This window comes from Nonomuraea sp. B208 (assembly GCF_057536035.1).
The window spans coordinates 73881-89630 of sequence record NZ_BAAJOU010000027.1 but is presented as its reverse complement, the minus strand read 5'-3'; the positions used below and the strand labels follow the sequence as shown (position 1 = coordinate 89630).

At 72.3% G+C, this 15750-nt stretch carries 19 protein-coding genes and 1 pseudogene; 9 read left to right on the top strand and 11 right to left on the bottom strand.

The window, feature by feature from the left end; genetic code table 11:
• Positions 1 to 69: 69 nt before the first annotated feature.
• The 4 genes from AC27IY_RS32035 to AC27IY_RS32020 all read right to left on the bottom strand — a co-directional run bounded on the left by AC27IY_RS32035 (position 70) and on the right by AC27IY_RS32020 (position 2826).
• Positions 70 to 978: a hypothetical protein gene (locus AC27IY_RS32035; RefSeq protein ID WP_487180185.1), complete on the bottom strand. Its 909-nt coding sequence runs from the start codon at positions 976 to 978 to the stop codon at positions 70 to 72.
• Positions 979 to 1081: 103 nt separating this feature from the next.
• Complete coding sequence (locus AC27IY_RS32030) at positions 1082 to 1444, bottom strand: ester cyclase (protein WP_423475853.1); 363 nt, start codon at positions 1442 to 1444, stop codon at positions 1082 to 1084.
• Complete coding sequence (locus tag AC27IY_RS32025; protein ID WP_423475854.1) at positions 1441 to 1872, bottom strand: MarR family winged helix-turn-helix transcriptional regulator; 432 nt, start codon at positions 1870 to 1872, stop codon at positions 1441 to 1443. The genes AC27IY_RS32030 and AC27IY_RS32025 overlap by 4 nt, the downstream gene beginning before the upstream one ends.
• Before the next feature lie 15 nt (positions 1873 to 1887).
• Positions 1888 to 2826 (bottom strand): aldo/keto reductase, encoded by a 939-nt coding sequence (locus AC27IY_RS32020; protein WP_423450061.1) that lies wholly within the window; start codon positions 2824 to 2826, stop codon positions 1888 to 1890.
• Positions 2827 to 2910: 84 nt separating this feature from the next.
• Between AC27IY_RS32020 and AC27IY_RS32015 the strand changes: the two genes are divergently transcribed.
• On the top strand, positions 2911 to 3510 hold the full coding sequence (locus tag AC27IY_RS32015) for a TetR/AcrR family transcriptional regulator (RefSeq protein WP_487180184.1): 600 nt from the start codon (positions 2911 to 2913) through the stop codon (positions 3508 to 3510).
• A 78-nt stretch (positions 3511 to 3588) separates the two neighbouring features.
• Positions 3589 to 3835, top strand: a pseudogene (locus AC27IY_RS32010) (DNA-binding transcriptional regulator); the annotation flags it as partial.
• Positions 3836 to 4028: 193 nt separating this feature from the next.
• On the opposite strand, the gene AC27IY_RS32005 reads toward AC27IY_RS32010, so the two are convergent.
• Positions 4029 to 4364, bottom strand: a complete 336-nt coding sequence (locus tag AC27IY_RS32005; RefSeq protein ID WP_423450057.1) for a VOC family protein — start codon at positions 4362 to 4364, stop codon at positions 4029 to 4031.
• 85 nt (positions 4365 to 4449) lie between these two features.
• Here AC27IY_RS32005 and AC27IY_RS32000 point away from each other — a divergent pair, with 85 nt between their 5' ends.
• Positions 4450 to 5043, top strand: coding sequence for a CGNR zinc finger domain-containing protein (locus AC27IY_RS32000; RefSeq protein ID WP_344207892.1), 594 nt, complete (start codon positions 4450 to 4452; stop codon positions 5041 to 5043).
• A 36-nt stretch (positions 5044 to 5079) separates the two neighbouring features.
• Here AC27IY_RS32000 and AC27IY_RS31995 read toward each other — a convergent pair whose 3' ends face one another.
• Complete coding sequence (locus tag AC27IY_RS31995) at positions 5080 to 5451, bottom strand: winged helix-turn-helix transcriptional regulator (RefSeq protein WP_364446581.1); 372 nt, start codon at positions 5449 to 5451, stop codon at positions 5080 to 5082.
• Between the two features lie 79 nt (positions 5452 to 5530).
• On the opposite strand from AC27IY_RS31995, the gene AC27IY_RS31990 reads away from it, so the two are divergent.
• Positions 5531 to 5941: a RidA family protein gene (locus tag AC27IY_RS31990; protein WP_487180183.1), complete on the top strand. Its 411-nt coding sequence runs from the start codon at positions 5531 to 5533 to the stop codon at positions 5939 to 5941.
• Positions 5942 to 5983: 42 nt separating this feature from the next.
• Here AC27IY_RS31990 and AC27IY_RS31985 read toward each other — a convergent pair whose 3' ends face one another.
• On the bottom strand, positions 5984 to 6385 hold the full coding sequence (locus AC27IY_RS31985) for a MarR family winged helix-turn-helix transcriptional regulator (protein WP_487180182.1): 402 nt from the start codon (positions 6383 to 6385) through the stop codon (positions 5984 to 5986).
• Between the two features lie 9 nt (positions 6386 to 6394).
• Here AC27IY_RS31985 and AC27IY_RS31980 point away from each other — a divergent pair, with 9 nt between their 5' ends.
• Positions 6395 to 6652 carry a hypothetical protein gene (locus AC27IY_RS31980; RefSeq protein ID WP_487180181.1) on the top strand — a complete coding sequence of 86 codons (258 nt, stop codon included), beginning with the start codon at positions 6395 to 6397 and terminating at the stop codon, positions 6650 to 6652.
• 10 nt (positions 6653 to 6662) lie between these two features.
• Here the strand turns inward: AC27IY_RS31980 and AC27IY_RS31975 are convergent, their stop codons facing one another.
• On the bottom strand, positions 6663 to 7604 hold the full coding sequence (locus tag AC27IY_RS31975) for an SDR family oxidoreductase (protein WP_487180180.1): 942 nt from the start codon (positions 7602 to 7604) through the stop codon (positions 6663 to 6665).
• A 150-nt stretch (positions 7605 to 7754) separates the two neighbouring features.
• Between AC27IY_RS31975 and AC27IY_RS31970 the strand changes: the two genes are divergently transcribed.
• Positions 7755 to 8600, top strand: a complete 846-nt coding sequence (locus AC27IY_RS31970; RefSeq protein ID WP_487180779.1) for a helix-turn-helix transcriptional regulator — start codon at positions 7755 to 7757, stop codon at positions 8598 to 8600.
• 3 nt (positions 8601 to 8603) lie between these two features.
• On the opposite strand, the gene AC27IY_RS31965 is transcribed toward AC27IY_RS31970, so the two are convergent.
• A complete protein-coding gene (locus tag AC27IY_RS31965; protein ID WP_487180179.1) occupies positions 8604 to 9818 on the bottom strand; it encodes an ROK family transcriptional regulator in 1215 nt (404 codons plus the stop codon).
• A 10-nt stretch (positions 9819 to 9828) separates the two neighbouring features.
• Entirely contained in the window at positions 9829 to 10617 is a 789-nt protein-coding gene (locus AC27IY_RS31960) for an ion transporter (RefSeq protein WP_344207885.1), read from the bottom strand.
• Positions 10618 to 10867: 250 nt separating this feature from the next.
• Here AC27IY_RS31960 and AC27IY_RS31955 point away from each other — a divergent pair, with 250 nt between their 5' ends.
• From AC27IY_RS31955 to AC27IY_RS31945, 3 genes are all read left to right on the top strand, one after another.
• Positions 10868 to 12214, top strand: coding sequence for a hemolysin family protein (locus tag AC27IY_RS31955; protein WP_487180178.1), 1347 nt, complete (start codon positions 10868 to 10870; stop codon positions 12212 to 12214).
• Positions 12211 to 13227 (top strand): hemolysin family protein, encoded by a 1017-nt coding sequence (locus AC27IY_RS31950; protein WP_487180177.1) that lies wholly within the window; start codon positions 12211 to 12213, stop codon positions 13225 to 13227. Before AC27IY_RS31955 ends, AC27IY_RS31950 begins: the two co-directional genes overlap by 4 nt.
• Positions 13228 to 13463: 236 nt before the next feature.
• On the top strand, positions 13464 to 14741 hold the full coding sequence (locus tag AC27IY_RS31945; RefSeq protein WP_423450047.1) for a hemolysin family protein: 1278 nt from the start codon (positions 13464 to 13466) through the stop codon (positions 14739 to 14741).
• Positions 14742 to 14760: 19 nt separating this feature from the next.
• Here AC27IY_RS31945 and AC27IY_RS31940 read toward each other — a convergent pair whose 3' ends face one another.
• Positions 14761 to 15702: a ThuA domain-containing protein gene (locus AC27IY_RS31940; RefSeq protein ID WP_487180176.1), complete on the bottom strand. Its 942-nt coding sequence runs from the start codon at positions 15700 to 15702 to the stop codon at positions 14761 to 14763.
• Positions 15703 to 15750: the final 48 nt, after the last annotated feature.

Genomic DNA, 15750 nt, shown 5'->3' with positions numbered 1-15750 from the left:
TCGGTCACCGCTGGCGACGCCCGAAAAGCAGCCGAACGCCTTTACAATGTAGATTCGCAAGCGGGCCGCTCACTTCCTGTCGGCCCAGGGCTCGTAGCAGTCGTCGCCCGGGAGCACCCATCCCGCCACGTCGGGCCGCTCGATCTCCTTCAGCAGCTTCACCGCGCCCGTCTTCCGCGAGACCTGGTAGACCGCCACTCCCTTCGCGCTCTTCGATCGCACGATCAGCCGGTCGGACCGGTCGAAGTCGATGTCGTCGATGTACTGCCCGCGCGGAAGCTTCACCTTCACCACGGCGCCCGCGCGACCGGTACGCAGGTTCAGCAGGCGCACCTTGCGGTACTTGCTCCCCTTGCCGACCAGCACGGCCGAGGTGGTGTAGTCCCCCGCGAGCGCGCTCGGGTCCAGCCGCGTCTTCAGCCGCAGCCGGGGCCGCAGCGCCCGGTCGAACACGACCATCTGCTCCCCGCCCAGCAGCACTCGCTTGCTGTCAGGGCTGAACCCGGACAGGCCCCACGCGTCCGTCCTCTCCGGCGGCCCCATCGCCTTGCGCTTCCGCAGGTCCGCGAACACGTCCAAGCCCGGTCCCGAGGTCCCCGTGATCACGTAGCTGCCGTCATAGGACACGAACGGCCACTCCTCGCCGATGGCGTACGCCGTGATGCGCTTGGCGACCACCCGCTCCTTGCCGTGCACGGTCCGCTCCACGAACAGGCCGTCCTTCTTCCGGTAGTAGAAGAGGTGCCGCCCGTCCCCGCTGATCAGGAACGGCGCGATCGTCCCCTCGTTGACCGCGTCCTTGGGCGCCACGGTCAGCGCCTCCGGGACCTCCACCACCTGCCCGCTGGTCAGCACCACTTCCCACGTCTGCGTCCGCTGCGCGTAGGCGATCGTGGCGGGCGCCTCAGCGGCCGCAGGCTGGGTGGCCGCTGTTAAGCCGGCGAGGGTGAGTGCCGCCAGTGACGTATGAATTCCCATGGTTTGTCGGATGCCGTCGGCACGGGAAAAGTTGCGTCGTAGGGGATGAGCTCGCCTAGCACCGTGGTGAGCACCAGGCGCGGCTCGGCGGCCCCGTCAGAACCTACCGGCTGAACGAGGGAGTTGTGCGCTGCAGTGAGGACAGGCCCCACAACTCGGCGATGCGTCCGTCACGCACGCGGAACATCTCCAGCATCGTCGGCGACCCCTGGCCTGGAATGCCGCGCATGCTCGTACGGACCGCGGCCGTGTCCCCTTCCACGACCATGTCCTCGACCATGACGTGGACGTCGGGGAAGGACTCGTGGAGCCGTCGCCAGGCTTGCGCGACGCTGTCGGGACCCGTCGCGTCCAGGGGATGGCTGTAGAAGTCGGCGGTGAAAACCTCCGTCGTGGCGGCGTAGTCCTGGGCGTTGAACGCCGCGTACATGCGCTCGGCGGCGGCCCGTACGTCGTCGTCGGTCATGGGCTCTCCTGCTCGGTCATGTTCGCGCGGACGCGGCGCAGCACGTCCAGCACGATCTCCTGCTGTTGTGCGGTGATGCCGTCGAGGAGCCGCTCCTGGTAGGACTGGTGCGCCCGCTCCAGCTCCGCCGCCGCCCGCTCGCCGGCCGGGGTCAGCGCGGCCAGCGTGTAGCGGTTGTCGGCCGGGTCGAGACGGCGGCCGATCAGCCCGTCGGCCTCGAACTCCTTGACCAGGCGCGTGACGCTCGCCCCGTCGATGCCCAGCGTGTGGCGGAGGTCGCTGTGGCTGGTCTCGCCGTCGCGCCACAGCCGGATGAGCAACTGGACGCGCTGGGGGCTCATGCCGATGTGCCGGGGGAACGCCTGTCGCAGCTCGGCCCAGGCGCCGCCGAGTTCACGGAAGAAGAGGTCCTCTGGCGTCTCGCTCACTGACCCTTTATAGCGTCAACTCTTGAGACCATCAAGAGTCTGGAACGGGCGGGTGGGGACGGCGTCGAGGGCGGCGAGGGTCTGGTCGTCGAGGGTGATCGCGCCCACGGCCAGGTTCGCCTCGAGGTGGCCGGTGTCGGCGGTGCCCGGGATGAGCAGCGTGCGGGGTGAGTGGTGCAGCAGCCAGGCCAGGCCGACCTGGGCGGGGGTGCAGCCGAGGCGCTCGGCGGCGGCGAGCACGGCGGGCTCGTCGGCCACCTTCGCCAGCCCCGGGAGCGCGCCGCCCAGCGGGAAGTAGGGGACCCAGGCGATCTGCTCGGCCTCGCACAGCCGGAGCGCGTCCTCGTCGTCACGGGCCACGAGGCTGTAGGCGTTCTGCACGCACACGATGCCCGCCGGCAGCGCGCGGCGCAGGATGTCCGCGGTCACGCTGCTCAGCCCGATCGCGCCGATCTTGCCTTCGTCGCGCAGCGCGATCATTTCGGCGAGCTGGTCGTCGAGGCCGACGATCTGGTCGTCGGGGACGGGGACGCTGATCCCGGAGTCCGTACGGCGCAGGTTGACCACCGGGATCTGCTCCAGCCCGAGCGTGGCGAGGTTGTCCTCGACGCTCGTCCGCAGATCCTCGGGCCGCTGCGCCAGCCGCAGCGGGAACGGGCCGCCGGGGTCGGAGACGGCGCCGACCTTGCTGACGACCAGGACGTCGTCCTCGGGCGTGAGCGCCTCGCGGATGACCTCGTTGACGAAGCCGTCGCCGTAGAACTGGGCGGTGTCGACGTGGTCGACGCCGAGCTCGACGGCGTGGCGCAGCAGGGCGACGGCGGCGCGGCGGTCGCCGTGCAGGCGCTCCAGCTGCATCGCGCCGTACCCCACGCGGGAGACCGTACGGCCGGCCAGTTCGCCGGCGCCTCCGGGGCGCGGAGCAGGAGTGGCGGGGAAGGACGGGGACGTCATGGGTGACCTGCCCTCATGAGAGAATGGAGGAAACGGAGGTGCCTCCGTTACTTCCACTGTAGCACTACCGGAGGTGCCTCCGTTTTGAGCTCGCCCGAGACCACTCCGCCCCAGCCCGCTCAGCAGCCGGGGCGCCGTGACGCGCGCCGCAACCGCGACAAGCTCATCGCCACCGCCCAGGCCGCCTTCGCCGCGGCCGAGGGCCCTGTCGCGCTGGAGGCCATCGCCCGGCAGGCCGGGGTCGGCATCGGCACCCTCTACCGCCACTTCCCCACCCGCGAGGACCTGGTCGACGCCGTCTACGCGGCCGAGCTCGAAGCCGTCACCACGAGCGTCTCCGCCCTCCTCGGCCGGCACCCCGCCGACGTGGCGCTGCGGACCTGGCTGGGCCGCTACGCCGCCTTCGTCACCACCAAGCGCGGCATGATGGACACGCTGCGCGCCGGGTACGCCTCCGGACGCATCGCGCCCCCCTCCCGCGAGCGCGTCACCACCACGATCGCCACGATCCTCCGCGAGGGCGCGGCGCAGGGCACCCTCCGCGCCGACGTCGCCGCCGAGGACGTCACCGCCCTGCTCATCGGCGTGTTCCTCGCCATCACCGCCGGCGCCCCTCAGGAGCAGACCGACCGCCTGCTCGACCTCCTCACCGACGCGCTCCGCCCACGACCGGCTACCGGCTGACGGGAACGTCGCCGTCCGGGTGAAGCGGTGCGCCGCTCCGGCGGCGAGGGGGTCCAGCAGGCCGCCGCCCTCGACGGTCAACGCCTCGCGGTGAACGGGCGGACCGTACGGGCCGACGTGGAGCGTCTGCGCAGTCTCGGCGACCCGGTGCCGTGTGGTTACCGGCTCGGCGCCGGTGCCATGCTGCCGCCGTTGCTGCTCGACGACGAGGAGACGATCACCGTCGGCCTGCGGACCGCGACCGGGAGCGCCGTCGCGGGACGAGGAGGCGTCGCTGCGGGCGCCGGCGAAGCCGGAGCGGGTGCTGCCGTCGCGGTTGCGGCGTCCGACGACGTCGCCGCGTACGTCTCCCGCCGGGTGTCCGGCGCCGCCTGGCGTTCCCGGGCGCAGGTCACCATGCACGCGCCGGCCGAGGTCGTCGCCGACCGCGTCGGCCCGGCGGCCGGTACCGCACCCGCAGCCGGTCGCGGTCCTCGGGGGGAGGACCGCGACCGGCGGTGACGCGTCGGCGCGTGCGGCTATGCGGCGACGACGCAGAACTGGTTGCCCTCGGGGTCGGCCAGCACGACCCAGCTGTCGAAGCGCCGCACCTCGCTCGCGCCGAGGGCCTGGATCCGGTCGACCTCGCCCGCCAGGTCGTCGGTGAACAGGTCCAGGTGCAGCCGGTTCTTGCCCTCCCGTCCTTCGGGGACGGCCTGCAGGGACAGGCCGACGCCGCTCTTGTTCGCGTCCTCCAGGTAGGCGGCGCCCTCGTCCGAGGAGGCGACCTGATAGCCGGTGACCGCCTGCCAGAAGGCGGTGCTGCCGGCCAGGTCGTTCGTGTCGATGCCGATGTTGCCGATGCTGATGCTCATCAGCGATCCCTTCTCATCTAACTGTCGTAAGGCTTACGTCGGTTAGGTAACCTACCATCGTCTGTAGCCGGATAGGCTGCGAGGCGTGGAGAATGAGCGCGCAACCGAGCCCGAGGCAGGGATGGCGCCGAAGCCGCTGCGCGTGATCGAGGAGTTCATCAACACCCGGCACCAGGACGGCGACGAGCTCGCGACGCCGGATCAACTGGCGACATGGCTGCACGCCCGCGGCCTCGTGCCCGCCGGCACGGAGGTGACCGCCGAGCAGCGCGACCGCGCCGGACGGGTCCGCGAGGGACTGCGCGCGTTGATCGCCGCGAACAACGAGGAGCCCGTCTCCAGCCCGCGCCCGGACGGCCTCGACCCCGCCGCCCGCGCCGAGCTCGCCGAGCTCACCCGCGACCTCCCGCTGATGCTCGACGTGACCGTCTCCCCGCCCCGGCTGGTCGCCCGCGACCCGGGGCCGGTGGAGGCGGCGCTGGCCGGGCTGCTCGCCGTCGTGGCCGAGGCCGTGGCGGACGGTACGTGGACGCGGCTGAAGGCCTGCCGGGAGCCGAGCTGCCGATGGGCCTACTACGACCACTCCCGCAACCGGCGCCGGACCTGGTGCTCCATGGAGCTCTGCGGCAACCGCGCCAAAGCCCGCGCCTCCCACCACCGCAGATCCGGAGGCCGTTGACCGGCCCACCGGCCACCCGGCTCCCGGTGCGATCTCTCAGAGACCTGTGTCTTCGCGCAGGTCGAACGCGTCGCGGGCGCGTTCGATGGCGGGCATGTGCTCGCCGGCCCAGGCCAGCAGGACGTCGATGGGCTGCCGCAAGGTCTTGCCGAGCGGGGTGATCCGGTACACGATCGCCACCGGCCGCGTGGAGACGACCTCGCGTTCGATCACCCCGTTGCGCTCAAGACGGCGAAGAGTCGCGGTCAGCGACTTCTGCGTGACCGCGGGGATGGCCCGGCGTAGCTCGTTGAAGCGGCAGGGGCGTTCGCAGAGCTCGTTGAGCACCCCGAGGGACCACTTGTCGAGCACCTGGTCGAGGAGTTCGCGGTGCGGGGCGTCGATGCGGAGCTCGCTGTCGGTATCCATGGCGAAACCTGGTCTCGTTGAAGTGTCCTTCTCCTACTAAGTAGCTTACAGATACCTACTGGGACAAGGAGAAACAGCCATGACCGTCAAGCACTTCACCCCTGAAGGCATGCTGCAGCCCACCCCCTACCACCACGTCGCCGTCGGCACGGGCACGACTCATGTCCATGTCAGCGGGCAGATCGCACGAAAGGCCGACGGAGCCCCGGTGGCCCCCGGCGATCTGGCCGGACAGGTCGCGCAGGCCCTGCGCAACACCGCCCTCGGCCTGGCGGGCGCGGGAGCCTCGTTCGCGGACGTGGTGCGCCTGACGTTTTACGTGACCCGGTGGAGCCCGGAGAAGATCGGCGACTTCATGGCCGGGGTCGAGGCCGTCGCCGAGGAGATCGGTCTCCGGCTCCCCATGCCGCCGGCCTCCCTCATCGGCGTCGACCACCTCTTCGAGCCGGATGTGCTCGTGGAGGTCGAGGCGACCGCGTTGCTCGACTGAGCCCGGTCGCTCGCCGCGGGAGCACGCCCGGGGCAAGGGGGCTCAGCCGTGCGTGCGCCTGCCCAGGGCGGTCTCGTAAGCCCGCATCGTGCGCACGATCGTGGCGCGCTCGGCGGGCGTGAGGCCGGCCAGGACCTCGGCCCAGGCCAGCGCGCTGCCCGACAGCCACTCGCGGATCGGCTCGACGTACTGGGGGGCGATCGCGACGACCCGCCGCCGCCGGTCGGCGTCGTCCTCCTCGCGGGTCAGGACGCCGCGGCGGGACAGGTCGCCCACCATGAGGCTGACGGTCGTCGGCGCGATCTCCAGGCGCTCGGCGAGCTGACTCACCGTGAGAGAGCCGTCGTACTGCAGGTAGGCCAGCAGCGACAGGTGGCGGGGCGCGAGGTCGAGCGTCCGCAGCACCTCGGGGACGGGCAGCCGCGCGACATCGCGGTCATCCACCTCGACGGCGTGCCCCCTGGGAGGTGGGGCCTGCGGGGGAAGCCGGCCGACGAGGCCGCGCCCGCGATCACGTTCGGCGTCAGGGAGGCGGCGTTCACCCGTCCCGACAGCGACGAGATCGCCGACCGGCTCGTGCGGACCGTCACCGACGCCGTCGCCGGCGTCCTCGGGGCGCATCTGCGCGACAGCATCGCCGTCGAGCTGGTCGCCACCCCGGCCGGCCGTACGGGGATCGGCGGCGTGATCGTCGACCGCCAGGCCGGCTGAGCGGGGCGGGTCAGGCCGGGTAGGAGACCTTCGTCAGCTCCTCCGAGACCGCCCAGATCCGGGCCGCGTCGGCGGTGCTGCGCAGCGGCGGGTAGAGCGGCTGCTCGGCGGGCGGGCCGCCGAGGTGGCCGGGGCCGCTGGGCCCGTACAGGGCTCCCGGCCTGGCGTCGGGGCCGGTGGCGGCCATGAGGGCGGGCAGTTGCGCCGTCTCGACCGTCCCGAGCAGGATGCCGCGGGCCGAGAGCGCCCGGATCAGGCGGACCTGCGGGGTGTCGCGGCTGCGGCCCAGCTCGGGGCGGGCGGCCAGCAGGCTGGTGGGCGCCACGCCGGGGTGGGCGAGGTTGCTGGTGACGCCCCAGCCGTGAGCCCTGCTGCGCCGGTCCAGTTCGAGGCCGAACAGCCCGAACGCGATCTTCGACTGGCTGTACGCGCGCTGCCCGTGGTAGCCGCGTTCCCAGCTCAGGTCGTCCCAGTTGATGGCGCCGCGGCGGGCGGCGATGCTGATCTGCGAGGTGACGCGGGCCCGCCCCGCGCGCAGCAGCGGCAGCAGGTGCCCGACAAGGGCGAAGTGGCCCAGGTGGTTGGTGCCGAACTGCAGCTCGAACCCGTCAGCGGTGGTCTGCCGGTCGGGCGGCGTCATGACGCCGGCGTTGCCGATGAACAGGTGGATCGGGCGGCCCTCGCCGCACAGGTCCGCGCCGAGGGCCGCGACGGAGTCGAGCGAGGACAGGTCGAGGGCGCGCAGCGAGACGTCCGCGCCGGGGACGGCCCGCCTGATCGCGGCGAGCGTGCTCTCCCCCTTGCGCGGGTTGCGGACGGGCATGACGACCTCCGCGCCGGCCGCGGCCAGGCGGGTGGCCATGGCGAGGCCCATCCCGTCGCTCGCCCCGGTGACGACGGCGCGCTTGCCGGACAGATCGGGCACGGTGAGGTCGGTTCGGGTACGTGACATGAGGTCCTGTTCCTTCGGGTGGGCGTGCCCTCGATCCTCGGCGGACGGCACGGGCGGATCCAGGACCCGCCCATCCCCGGCTCACCGGTCCGTGGCTGCCGCGGCGCGCACCTGTTAGAAAGGCCGTACCCCAGAGGAAGAGGACATGTGGTGATCGATCGGGCCGGGCTGGCGGAGTTCCTCCGCAACCGCCGGGAGGCTCTGCAACCCGAGGACGTGGGCCTGCCGCGCGGGCCGCGCCGCAGGACCAGCGGCCTGCGGCGCGAGGAGGTCGCGTCCCTGTGCAACATGTCGGCCGACTACTACGCCCGGCTGGAGCGGGAGCGCGGTCCGCAGCCGTCGCACCAGATGCTCGCCTCGATCGCGCAGGGGCTGCACCTGTCGCTCGACGAGCGGGACCACCTGTTCCGCCTCGCCGGGCACAATCCGCCGGCGCGGGGCACGTCCGGCGACCACATCAGCCCCGGCCTGCTGCGCATCCTCGACCGGCTGACCGACACGCCCGCGGAGATCGTCACCGAGCTGGGCGAGACCCTGCGTCAGACCCCGATGGGGGTCGCGCTCACCGGCGACACGACCCGCTACACCGGGCCGGCCCGCAGCATCGGCTACCGGTGGTTCACCGACCCCGCCGCGCGGCGGCTCTACGCGCCGGGCGAGCACGCGTTCCTGACCAGGATGTACGCCTCGGGGCTGCGCGAGATCGTCACCCTGCGCGGGCCCGGATCACGGGCCGCGCACCTCGCGGACCTGCTGCTGGCCGGCAGCGAGGAGTTCCGGCGGGTGTGGCAGGACCACGAGATCGGGATCCGCCCGAAGGACGTCAAGCACTTCGTCCACCCCGAGGTCGGCGCGCTGGAGCTCACCTGCCAGCGGCTGATCGACCCGGATCAGGCGCACTGGCTGCTCGTCTACACCGCCGTCCCCGGCAGCGAGAGCCACGAGAAGCTGCAGGTGCTGTCCGTCATCGGCACCCAGACCCTCCATATGACGTGAGCGTCAGGGCCTGGTGGCCAAGACGTTCAGCGGGTTGTCCAGCAGGTCGGCGAAGGCGAGCTCGGCGGCCCCGGCGAGCGTGGTGTCGTCGCCCAGGGCCGTCACGGCCAGGCGGACCCGTTCGCGCGACACCGGCAGGACATGCGCGTCGATCCGGGCGCGGACGCGCGGCGCGGCGGCCGGGTAGATGTCGCGGAGCATCCCGCCGAAGACCACGAGCGCCGGGTTGAACAGGTTGATGAGGTTGACGACGCCGACGCCGAGCCAGTCGCCGACGCGGTCGACGGCGTCCCGTGCCCGGGCGTCACCGGCCCCGGCGAGGGCGACGACCGCCCGGATGCCGGGGCGTCCGATGAGGTCGCCGGAGCGTCCCGCGTAGTCGAGCAGCGCCTCCTCCCCCACCTCGGCCTCCAGGCAGCCGCGCGACCCGCACAGGCAGGGCCGCCCGTCGAACGGGTTGATCAGCATGTGCCCGAGTTCGCAGCCGTAGCCCGCGTCGCCGTCCAGGAGGTCGCCCCCGACGATGATCCCGCCGCCGACGCCGACGTCCCCGTGCAGGTAGATGAGGTTGTCCACGTCGCGTCCCGCGCCGCGTACGTGCTCGGCGACCGCGCCCAGGTGCGCCTCGTTGCCCACCTCGACGGGAAGCCCGAGGCCGAGCCCGGCGGCGAGCTCCGGGCCGAACGCCTGGTCCACCCAGCCGAGGTGCGGGCCGTAGCGGACGGTGCCGTCGGCGCGCCTGATCAGCCCGCAGTAGGACGCGCCGACGCCCACGCACACCGCGTCCGGAGGGGCTCCGGCGACCAGCTCGCGGCCGAAGGCGGCGAGGACGCCGACGACGTCCTCCAGGTCGACGCCCGCACGGGCGCGGACGGCCTCGCGGCGGTCGAGGATCCGGCCGCCGAGCCCGACCCGTGCCGCGAGCAGCCGGTCCACGGCCACGTCGAACGCGAGCCCGTACACCGTCCCCTGCTCGGGCATGACGACGATGGACGGCCGCCCGGCGCGGCCCTGCCCGGTGGGGACGCCCTCGCGGACGAGCCCGGCCGCGGCGAGCTCCGCGGTCAGGTCCATGATGGTGCTGCGGTTGAGGCCCATCCGGCGGCTGAGCGCGGCCCGTGACACGGCTCCGTCCTGGTGGACGCGGCGCAGCACCTCGCTGAGGTTCCGCTGCCGCATCTGCTCCTGCGTCCGCGCGCCCGCCGCCGATCCCGTCATCGCCACCAGCCTAGGACGGTTCGTCCCGCAGCAGCAGCTGATCCAGTTTGGCGTTCAGCGCGGCCAGCTCCTGCCGGACGGCGTTCAGCTCCGCCCGGGTCTGCAGCTCGGCCGGCGAGGGCTCGTTCTCGTGCATGGCGTTGACCACGACCGCGATGAACAGGTTCAGCGCGACGAAGGTGGACATGAGGATGTACGCGATGAAGAACAGCCACGCCCACGGCTTGTGCTCCATGACGTCCTGGGCGACGTTGCCCCAGTCGTCGCCGGTCATGATCTGGAACAGGGTGAACAGCGAGCGCGGCAGCTCGTCGAAGCGTTCGGGCACGATGTCGCCGAACAGCTTCGTGGCGATGACCGCCGCGATGTAGATCAGCAGGACCAGCAGCCCGATGATGGAGGCCATGCCCGGCATCGCGGTCAGCAGGGCGCCGACCACGCGGCGCATGCTGGGCACCGCCGAGACCAGCCGCAGCGCCCGCAGGATGCGCAACGCCCGCAGCACCGACGTGGGTCCGGAGGCCGGGATGAGGGCGACGGCGACGATGACGGTGTCGAACCAGTTCCAGGGGTCCTTGAAGAACGACCTGCGGTAGGCGTACAGGCGGGCGGCGATCTCGGTGGTGAAGACGACGAGCGCGATCCGGTCGACGGCGTGCAGCAGGCCGCCGATCTCGTCCATGAGGCGGGAGCTCGTCTCCATGCCGATGGTGATCGCGTTGACGACGATCACGACGATGACGGCTCGCTGCACGAGCCGGTTCTCCAGGAACCTTCGAACGCGTTCTTGCCTGGACACTTCCGGCCGTCCTTGGAAGAGGATCATGATCGTCGATCATCGTAGGGGGAACGGTCGGAGGCTGGAGCCCGATGCCAGGCAATACGCCCCGGTTAGCGGCTGAGTGCACGAATCCGCTAGCGTCGAATGACAGCGCATGCGGGCGGGCCTGCCCGCATGCGCTCTCCACACCGGTCCGTCCGGTGAGACAGAAGGGAGCGTACGTGTCGGCGAACCTGACCCGCCCGCGATTCGGACCAGGGCGTGCCAGGTGAGCGTGGCCCTCGGCCTGCTGGCCGTCTTCCTCCTCACCGCCGCCACCGGCTACTTCGTCGCCCAGGAGTTCGCCTACGTCAGCGCCGACCGGCTCACCCTGGTCACCCAGGCCGAGGCGGGCGACAGGAAGGCCGCCAAGGCGGTCCAGGTGATGGAGCGGTTGTCGTTCATGCTGTCCGGCGCCCAGCTCGGCATCACCGTCACCGCCCTGGTCGTCGGGTTCATCGCCCGCCCCGCGCTGGCCGAGCTCATCGCCCCCGCCCTGACCGCGCTGGGCCTGTCCGCCGGCCTGGTGGACGCCGTCGCCCTGGCGATCGGGTTCGCGCTGGCCACGGTCATCCAGATGGTGCTGGGCGAGCTGGCCCCCAAGAACCTCGCCCTGGCCAGGCCGGAGCCGCTGGCCCGCGCGCTGGCCGGGTCCACCCTGGTCTACCTGAAGATCGCCGGCCCGGTGGTCAGGCTGTTCGACACCGCGGCCAACCGGCTGCTGCGCGCCGTGGGCATCGAACCGGTCGAGGAGCTGCACCACGGCGCCACCCTCGAAGAGCTCGGCCACATCATCGGCGAGTCCGAGGCCCACGGTCACCTGCCCGGCAGCCAGGCCGACGTGCTGGAGCGGGCCCTGGCCTTCTCCGAGCACACCGCCGAGGAGGTCATGGTGCCGCGCGTGGACGTCGTCGCCGTCCCCGCGATCGCCACCGTCGCGGATCTGGACGAGCTGATCGCCGCGCACGGCCACACCCACTACCCGGTGCTGGGCGCCACCTTCGACCTCGTGGTCGGCGTGGTCAGCCTGCGCGACGCCGCCGCCGTCGCGCCCGAGGACGCCGGCCGCGTCCGGATCGGCAGCATCTGCCGGGACGTGCTCGTCGTCCCGTTCTCCCTCGCGCTGCCGGACCTGGCCCGGCAGATGCACGAACGCGGCGAGGAGGTGGCCTGCGTGGTGAACGAGCACGGCGGCCTGGCCGGGCTGCTCACCTGGGAGGACGTCGCCGAGGAGCTGGTCGGCGAGATCGCCGACGAGAACGACGTGGAGGCCCCGGCCGTCGTGCGGCAGGGCGAGGCGTGGGAGGTGGACGCCGGTCTGCGCATCGACGAGATCGCCCTGGCCACCGACCTGGCCCTGCCCGACGAGGACGAGTACGACACCCTCGCCGGGCTCGTCCTGCACCGGCTCGGCCGTTTCGCCGCCCCCGGCGAGACGATCACCGTCAGCCTGCCCGCCACCCTGGACGAGCAGGCCCCGACGCACGCCCGCGTCGAGGTCCTGACCCTGCGCAGGCACGTCCCCGAACGCGTCCGCCTGACCCCTTACCGGGACGAGAGCGAGGAGCAGCAGTGAGTGTGATCACCGGTCTCGTCCTGACCCTGCTCCTGCTGGTCGGCAACGGCTTCTTCGTCGCCGCCGAGTTCGCGCTGGTCGCCGCCAAACGCCACCGCCTGGAGAAGGCCGCCGCCTCGGGCAGCCGCGCCGCCTCGGCCGCCCTGGCGGGCATCAAGGAGCTGTCGCTCATGCTGGCCGGGGCGCAGCTCGGCATCACGCTGTGCTCGCTCGGCCTCGGCGTGGTGTCCGAGCCGCTGATCGCGGGCACCCTCGCCCCGCTCTTCCACGCCGTGGGGCTGCCGGACGCGGCCGCGCACTCGGTGGCGTTCGTGATCGCGCTGGCGCTGGTGACGTTCCTGCACATGGTGCTCGGCGAGATGGCGCCCAAGTCATGGGCGATCGCGCACCCCGAGCGGTCGGCCACTCTCCTGGCGCTGCCGTTCCGCGGCTTCACCCTGCTGGTGCGGCCGCTCATCAGCGCGCTCAACGGCATCACCAACGGCCTGCTGCGGCTGTTCAAGGTCCACCCGCGCGGAGAGGGGGAGGCGCCGCGGACCCCCGCGCAGCTCCGGCACCTGGTGGAGGAGTCGCGCCGGCTCGGCCTCATCGAGGCCGACGACCACGCCGTCCTCACCCAGGCCCTGCGCGCCCCCGACGCGCCCATCGCCACCCTGGTCACCCCGGCCGGCCAGGTGGTCACGGTGCCCGCCGACGCCACCGCGCAGCAGATCATCGACGCCTGCCTGCGTGCCGGGCGCTCCCGCCTCATCGCCGGGCCGCTCACCGCCCCGTCCGGGGTGGTGCACGTCCGCGACGCCTACCTGGCGCGCCGCCGCGGCGACACCCGGACGACGGCCGCCCAGCTCGCCCACCCGCTGCCGGACCTGGCCGAGGACGCCTCGATCGCCGAGGCGGTGAGCCGGCTGCGGAGCGCCCACGGGCAGGTCGCGCTGGTGCGCACGGCGACGGGCCACGTGTCGGGGATCGTCAGCCTGGACGACCTGCTGACCACGCTGCTCGTCCCCGCGTGAGCCCCGCACCGATGGGAACTTCGCCCCGTTCTCATCCGTTCTGCCCTGTGACCTGTGCTGATCGCGACGAACGAGTGGAGTGACGGCTCTTCCGTGGAAGAGTGCGATACCCGACCGGGCAGTGGCCCGGTGCCTCTTCGTTCGCGCGCACGGTCTTCTCTCGCCCGAGCCGCCGCTCGGCGTTCCCCCCGCCGGCTTCGCGCCGCGTCACCGTTCTCTCAAGGAGCCCCTCTGCCTTGGACGGCTACTGGTTTCAGCTCGCCCTCGTCGTGGTCCTGGTCATTCTCAACGCCGTCTTCGCCGGCTCCGAGCTGGCGCTGATCTCCCTGCGTGAGGGCCAGCTCCGCCGGCTGGAACAGCGCGGACCGGGCGGCAAGGTCCTCGTCCGCCTGGCCCGTGACCCCAACCAGTTCCTCGCCACCATCCAGCTCGTCATCACCCTGTCCGGCTTCCTCGCCTCCGCCACCGCGGCGGTCACCCTGGCCGAGCCGCTGGTGCCGCTGCTCGGCTTCCTCGGCGACGCCGCGAACCCGATCGCCATCGTGCTGGTGACGATCGTGCTGACGTTCTTCACGCTGGTGTTCGGCGAGCTCGCGCCCAAGCGGGTCGCCATGCAGCGCGCCGAGAGCTGGGCCCTGCTGGTGGCCCGCCCGCTCAGCCTCATCGCCACCCTGTCCCGGCCGATCGTCTGGGCCCTCGCCAAGTCCACCGACCTCGCCGTACGCCTCATGGGCGGCGACCCGGACCGGCACCGCGAGGAGATCAGCCCCGAGGAGATCCGCGACCTGGTCGCCACCCACCGCGGCTTCACCCCCGAGCAGCGGCTCATCATCTCCGGCGCGGTCGAGATCAGCGACCGGGTCCTGCGCGAGGTGCTGGTCTCCCGCCGCGAGGTCTTCACCCTCGACGCCGCCACCCCCGTCGAGCCGGCCCGCCGCCTGCTGGCCGCCTCCGGCCACTCCCGCGCCCCGGTCGTCGGCGGACGCGGCCTGGACGAGGTGACCGGCGTCGTCAACCTGCGCGACCTGCTCACCGACGAGCACGCCACGACCGTCGCCGACGTGGCCCGCCCGCCGCTCCTGCTGCCCGACAGCCTGCCCGTCTCCGACGCGCTGCGGCGCTTCAAGGCCGAACGCCAGCAGTTCGCCCTCGTCATCGACGAACGCGGCTCCGTCAACGGCATCGTCACCCTCGAAGACCTCCTGGAGGAGGTGGTCGGCGAGATCTACGACGAGACCGACCGCGACGTGCTGGCGGCCGTCCGCGAGGCCGACGGCGGGCTGCTGCTGACCGGCACGTTCCCCGTCCACGACCTGCCCGACCTGGACGTGCACCTGGAGGAGCGGCCCGACGGCGACTACACCACGGTCGCGGGGCTCGTCCTGACCCTGCTCGGGCACGTGCCCACCGCCCCCGGGGAGAGCGTGGAGATCGGCGGCTGGCGCTTCCAGGTGGTGGCCGTCGAGCGCCACGCCATCACCCAGGTGCGCCTCGCCGCGCAGGGCGGGGAGTGATCGCGGCTCCGCCCGCCGGTCACCGGCAGAAGGCCGACATGCCGAGCACGGACCTGACCCCGCCGAGCAGGTGCTGGACGAAGTACTGGTCGCCTTCCACGGGCTCGTCGGTCCAGGCCCTGACGTCGTGGCCGAGGGTGGTCAGCCAGGCCTTGCCGCCGTCGTAGTACTGGCACCAGCTCACCGGATGGTGCTCGCCGTGCCCGGGGTGGCCGAGGTTGCCGCGTACGCCTCGGGCCAGGCTGCGCTCGTCCACCTCGGCCAGGACGCGGACGCGGGTGGGGGCGGGGACGAGGTTGTACCACTCGTCGGAGAAGGCCCAGGTCCTGGGCAGGCCCTGGGTGGAGGCGTCGCGCCGGTCGACGGTCTCGACGGTGCCGGGCTGGTTGGCGCTGTGGTCGTAGAAGTTGGCGTTGCCGAGCAGTCCTTCGTACCAGGGCCAGTTGTATTCGGTGCCGAAGGCGTTGTGCACGCCGATGAAGCCGCCGCCGGCCCTGACGTACTGGCGCAGCGCCGTCTGCGCGGCGTCGTCGAGGGCGTCGCGGGTGGTGCTCAGGAACATCACCGCGTTGTAGCCCAGCAGGCGTCCCGCCGAGGACAGCTGCGTGACGTCCTCGGTGTAGTCGACGGCGAAGCCGTTCTCCTGGCCCAGCTTCACCACGGCCCTGACGGCGACGTTGTCGTCGTTGAGCGGCGGGTTGAGCCCGGGGCCGAGCGGGGTGCCGAGGTGGGCGTGCCGCGGGCCGGCGGTACGGCTGTAGACGAGCAGCTTGTAGCCCTTGGCCGGGTCGAAGTTGCCCCAGTCGTGGTAGCAGCGCGGGTCGGTGCCCCGGCAGACGCCGTAGTCGGGATCGCCGAGGTTCCCGGCGGGCTCCGGGGAGGCGGCGGAGCTCGGGGCGGTGGCGGTGAGCAGGAGTAACGCTGCTCCGGTGGCCGCGGCGACGGAGAGTTTGCTACGCATGGGCACCTCGCATGGAGACCGCTAGGTGGAACAGTTGGTCCACTCGGG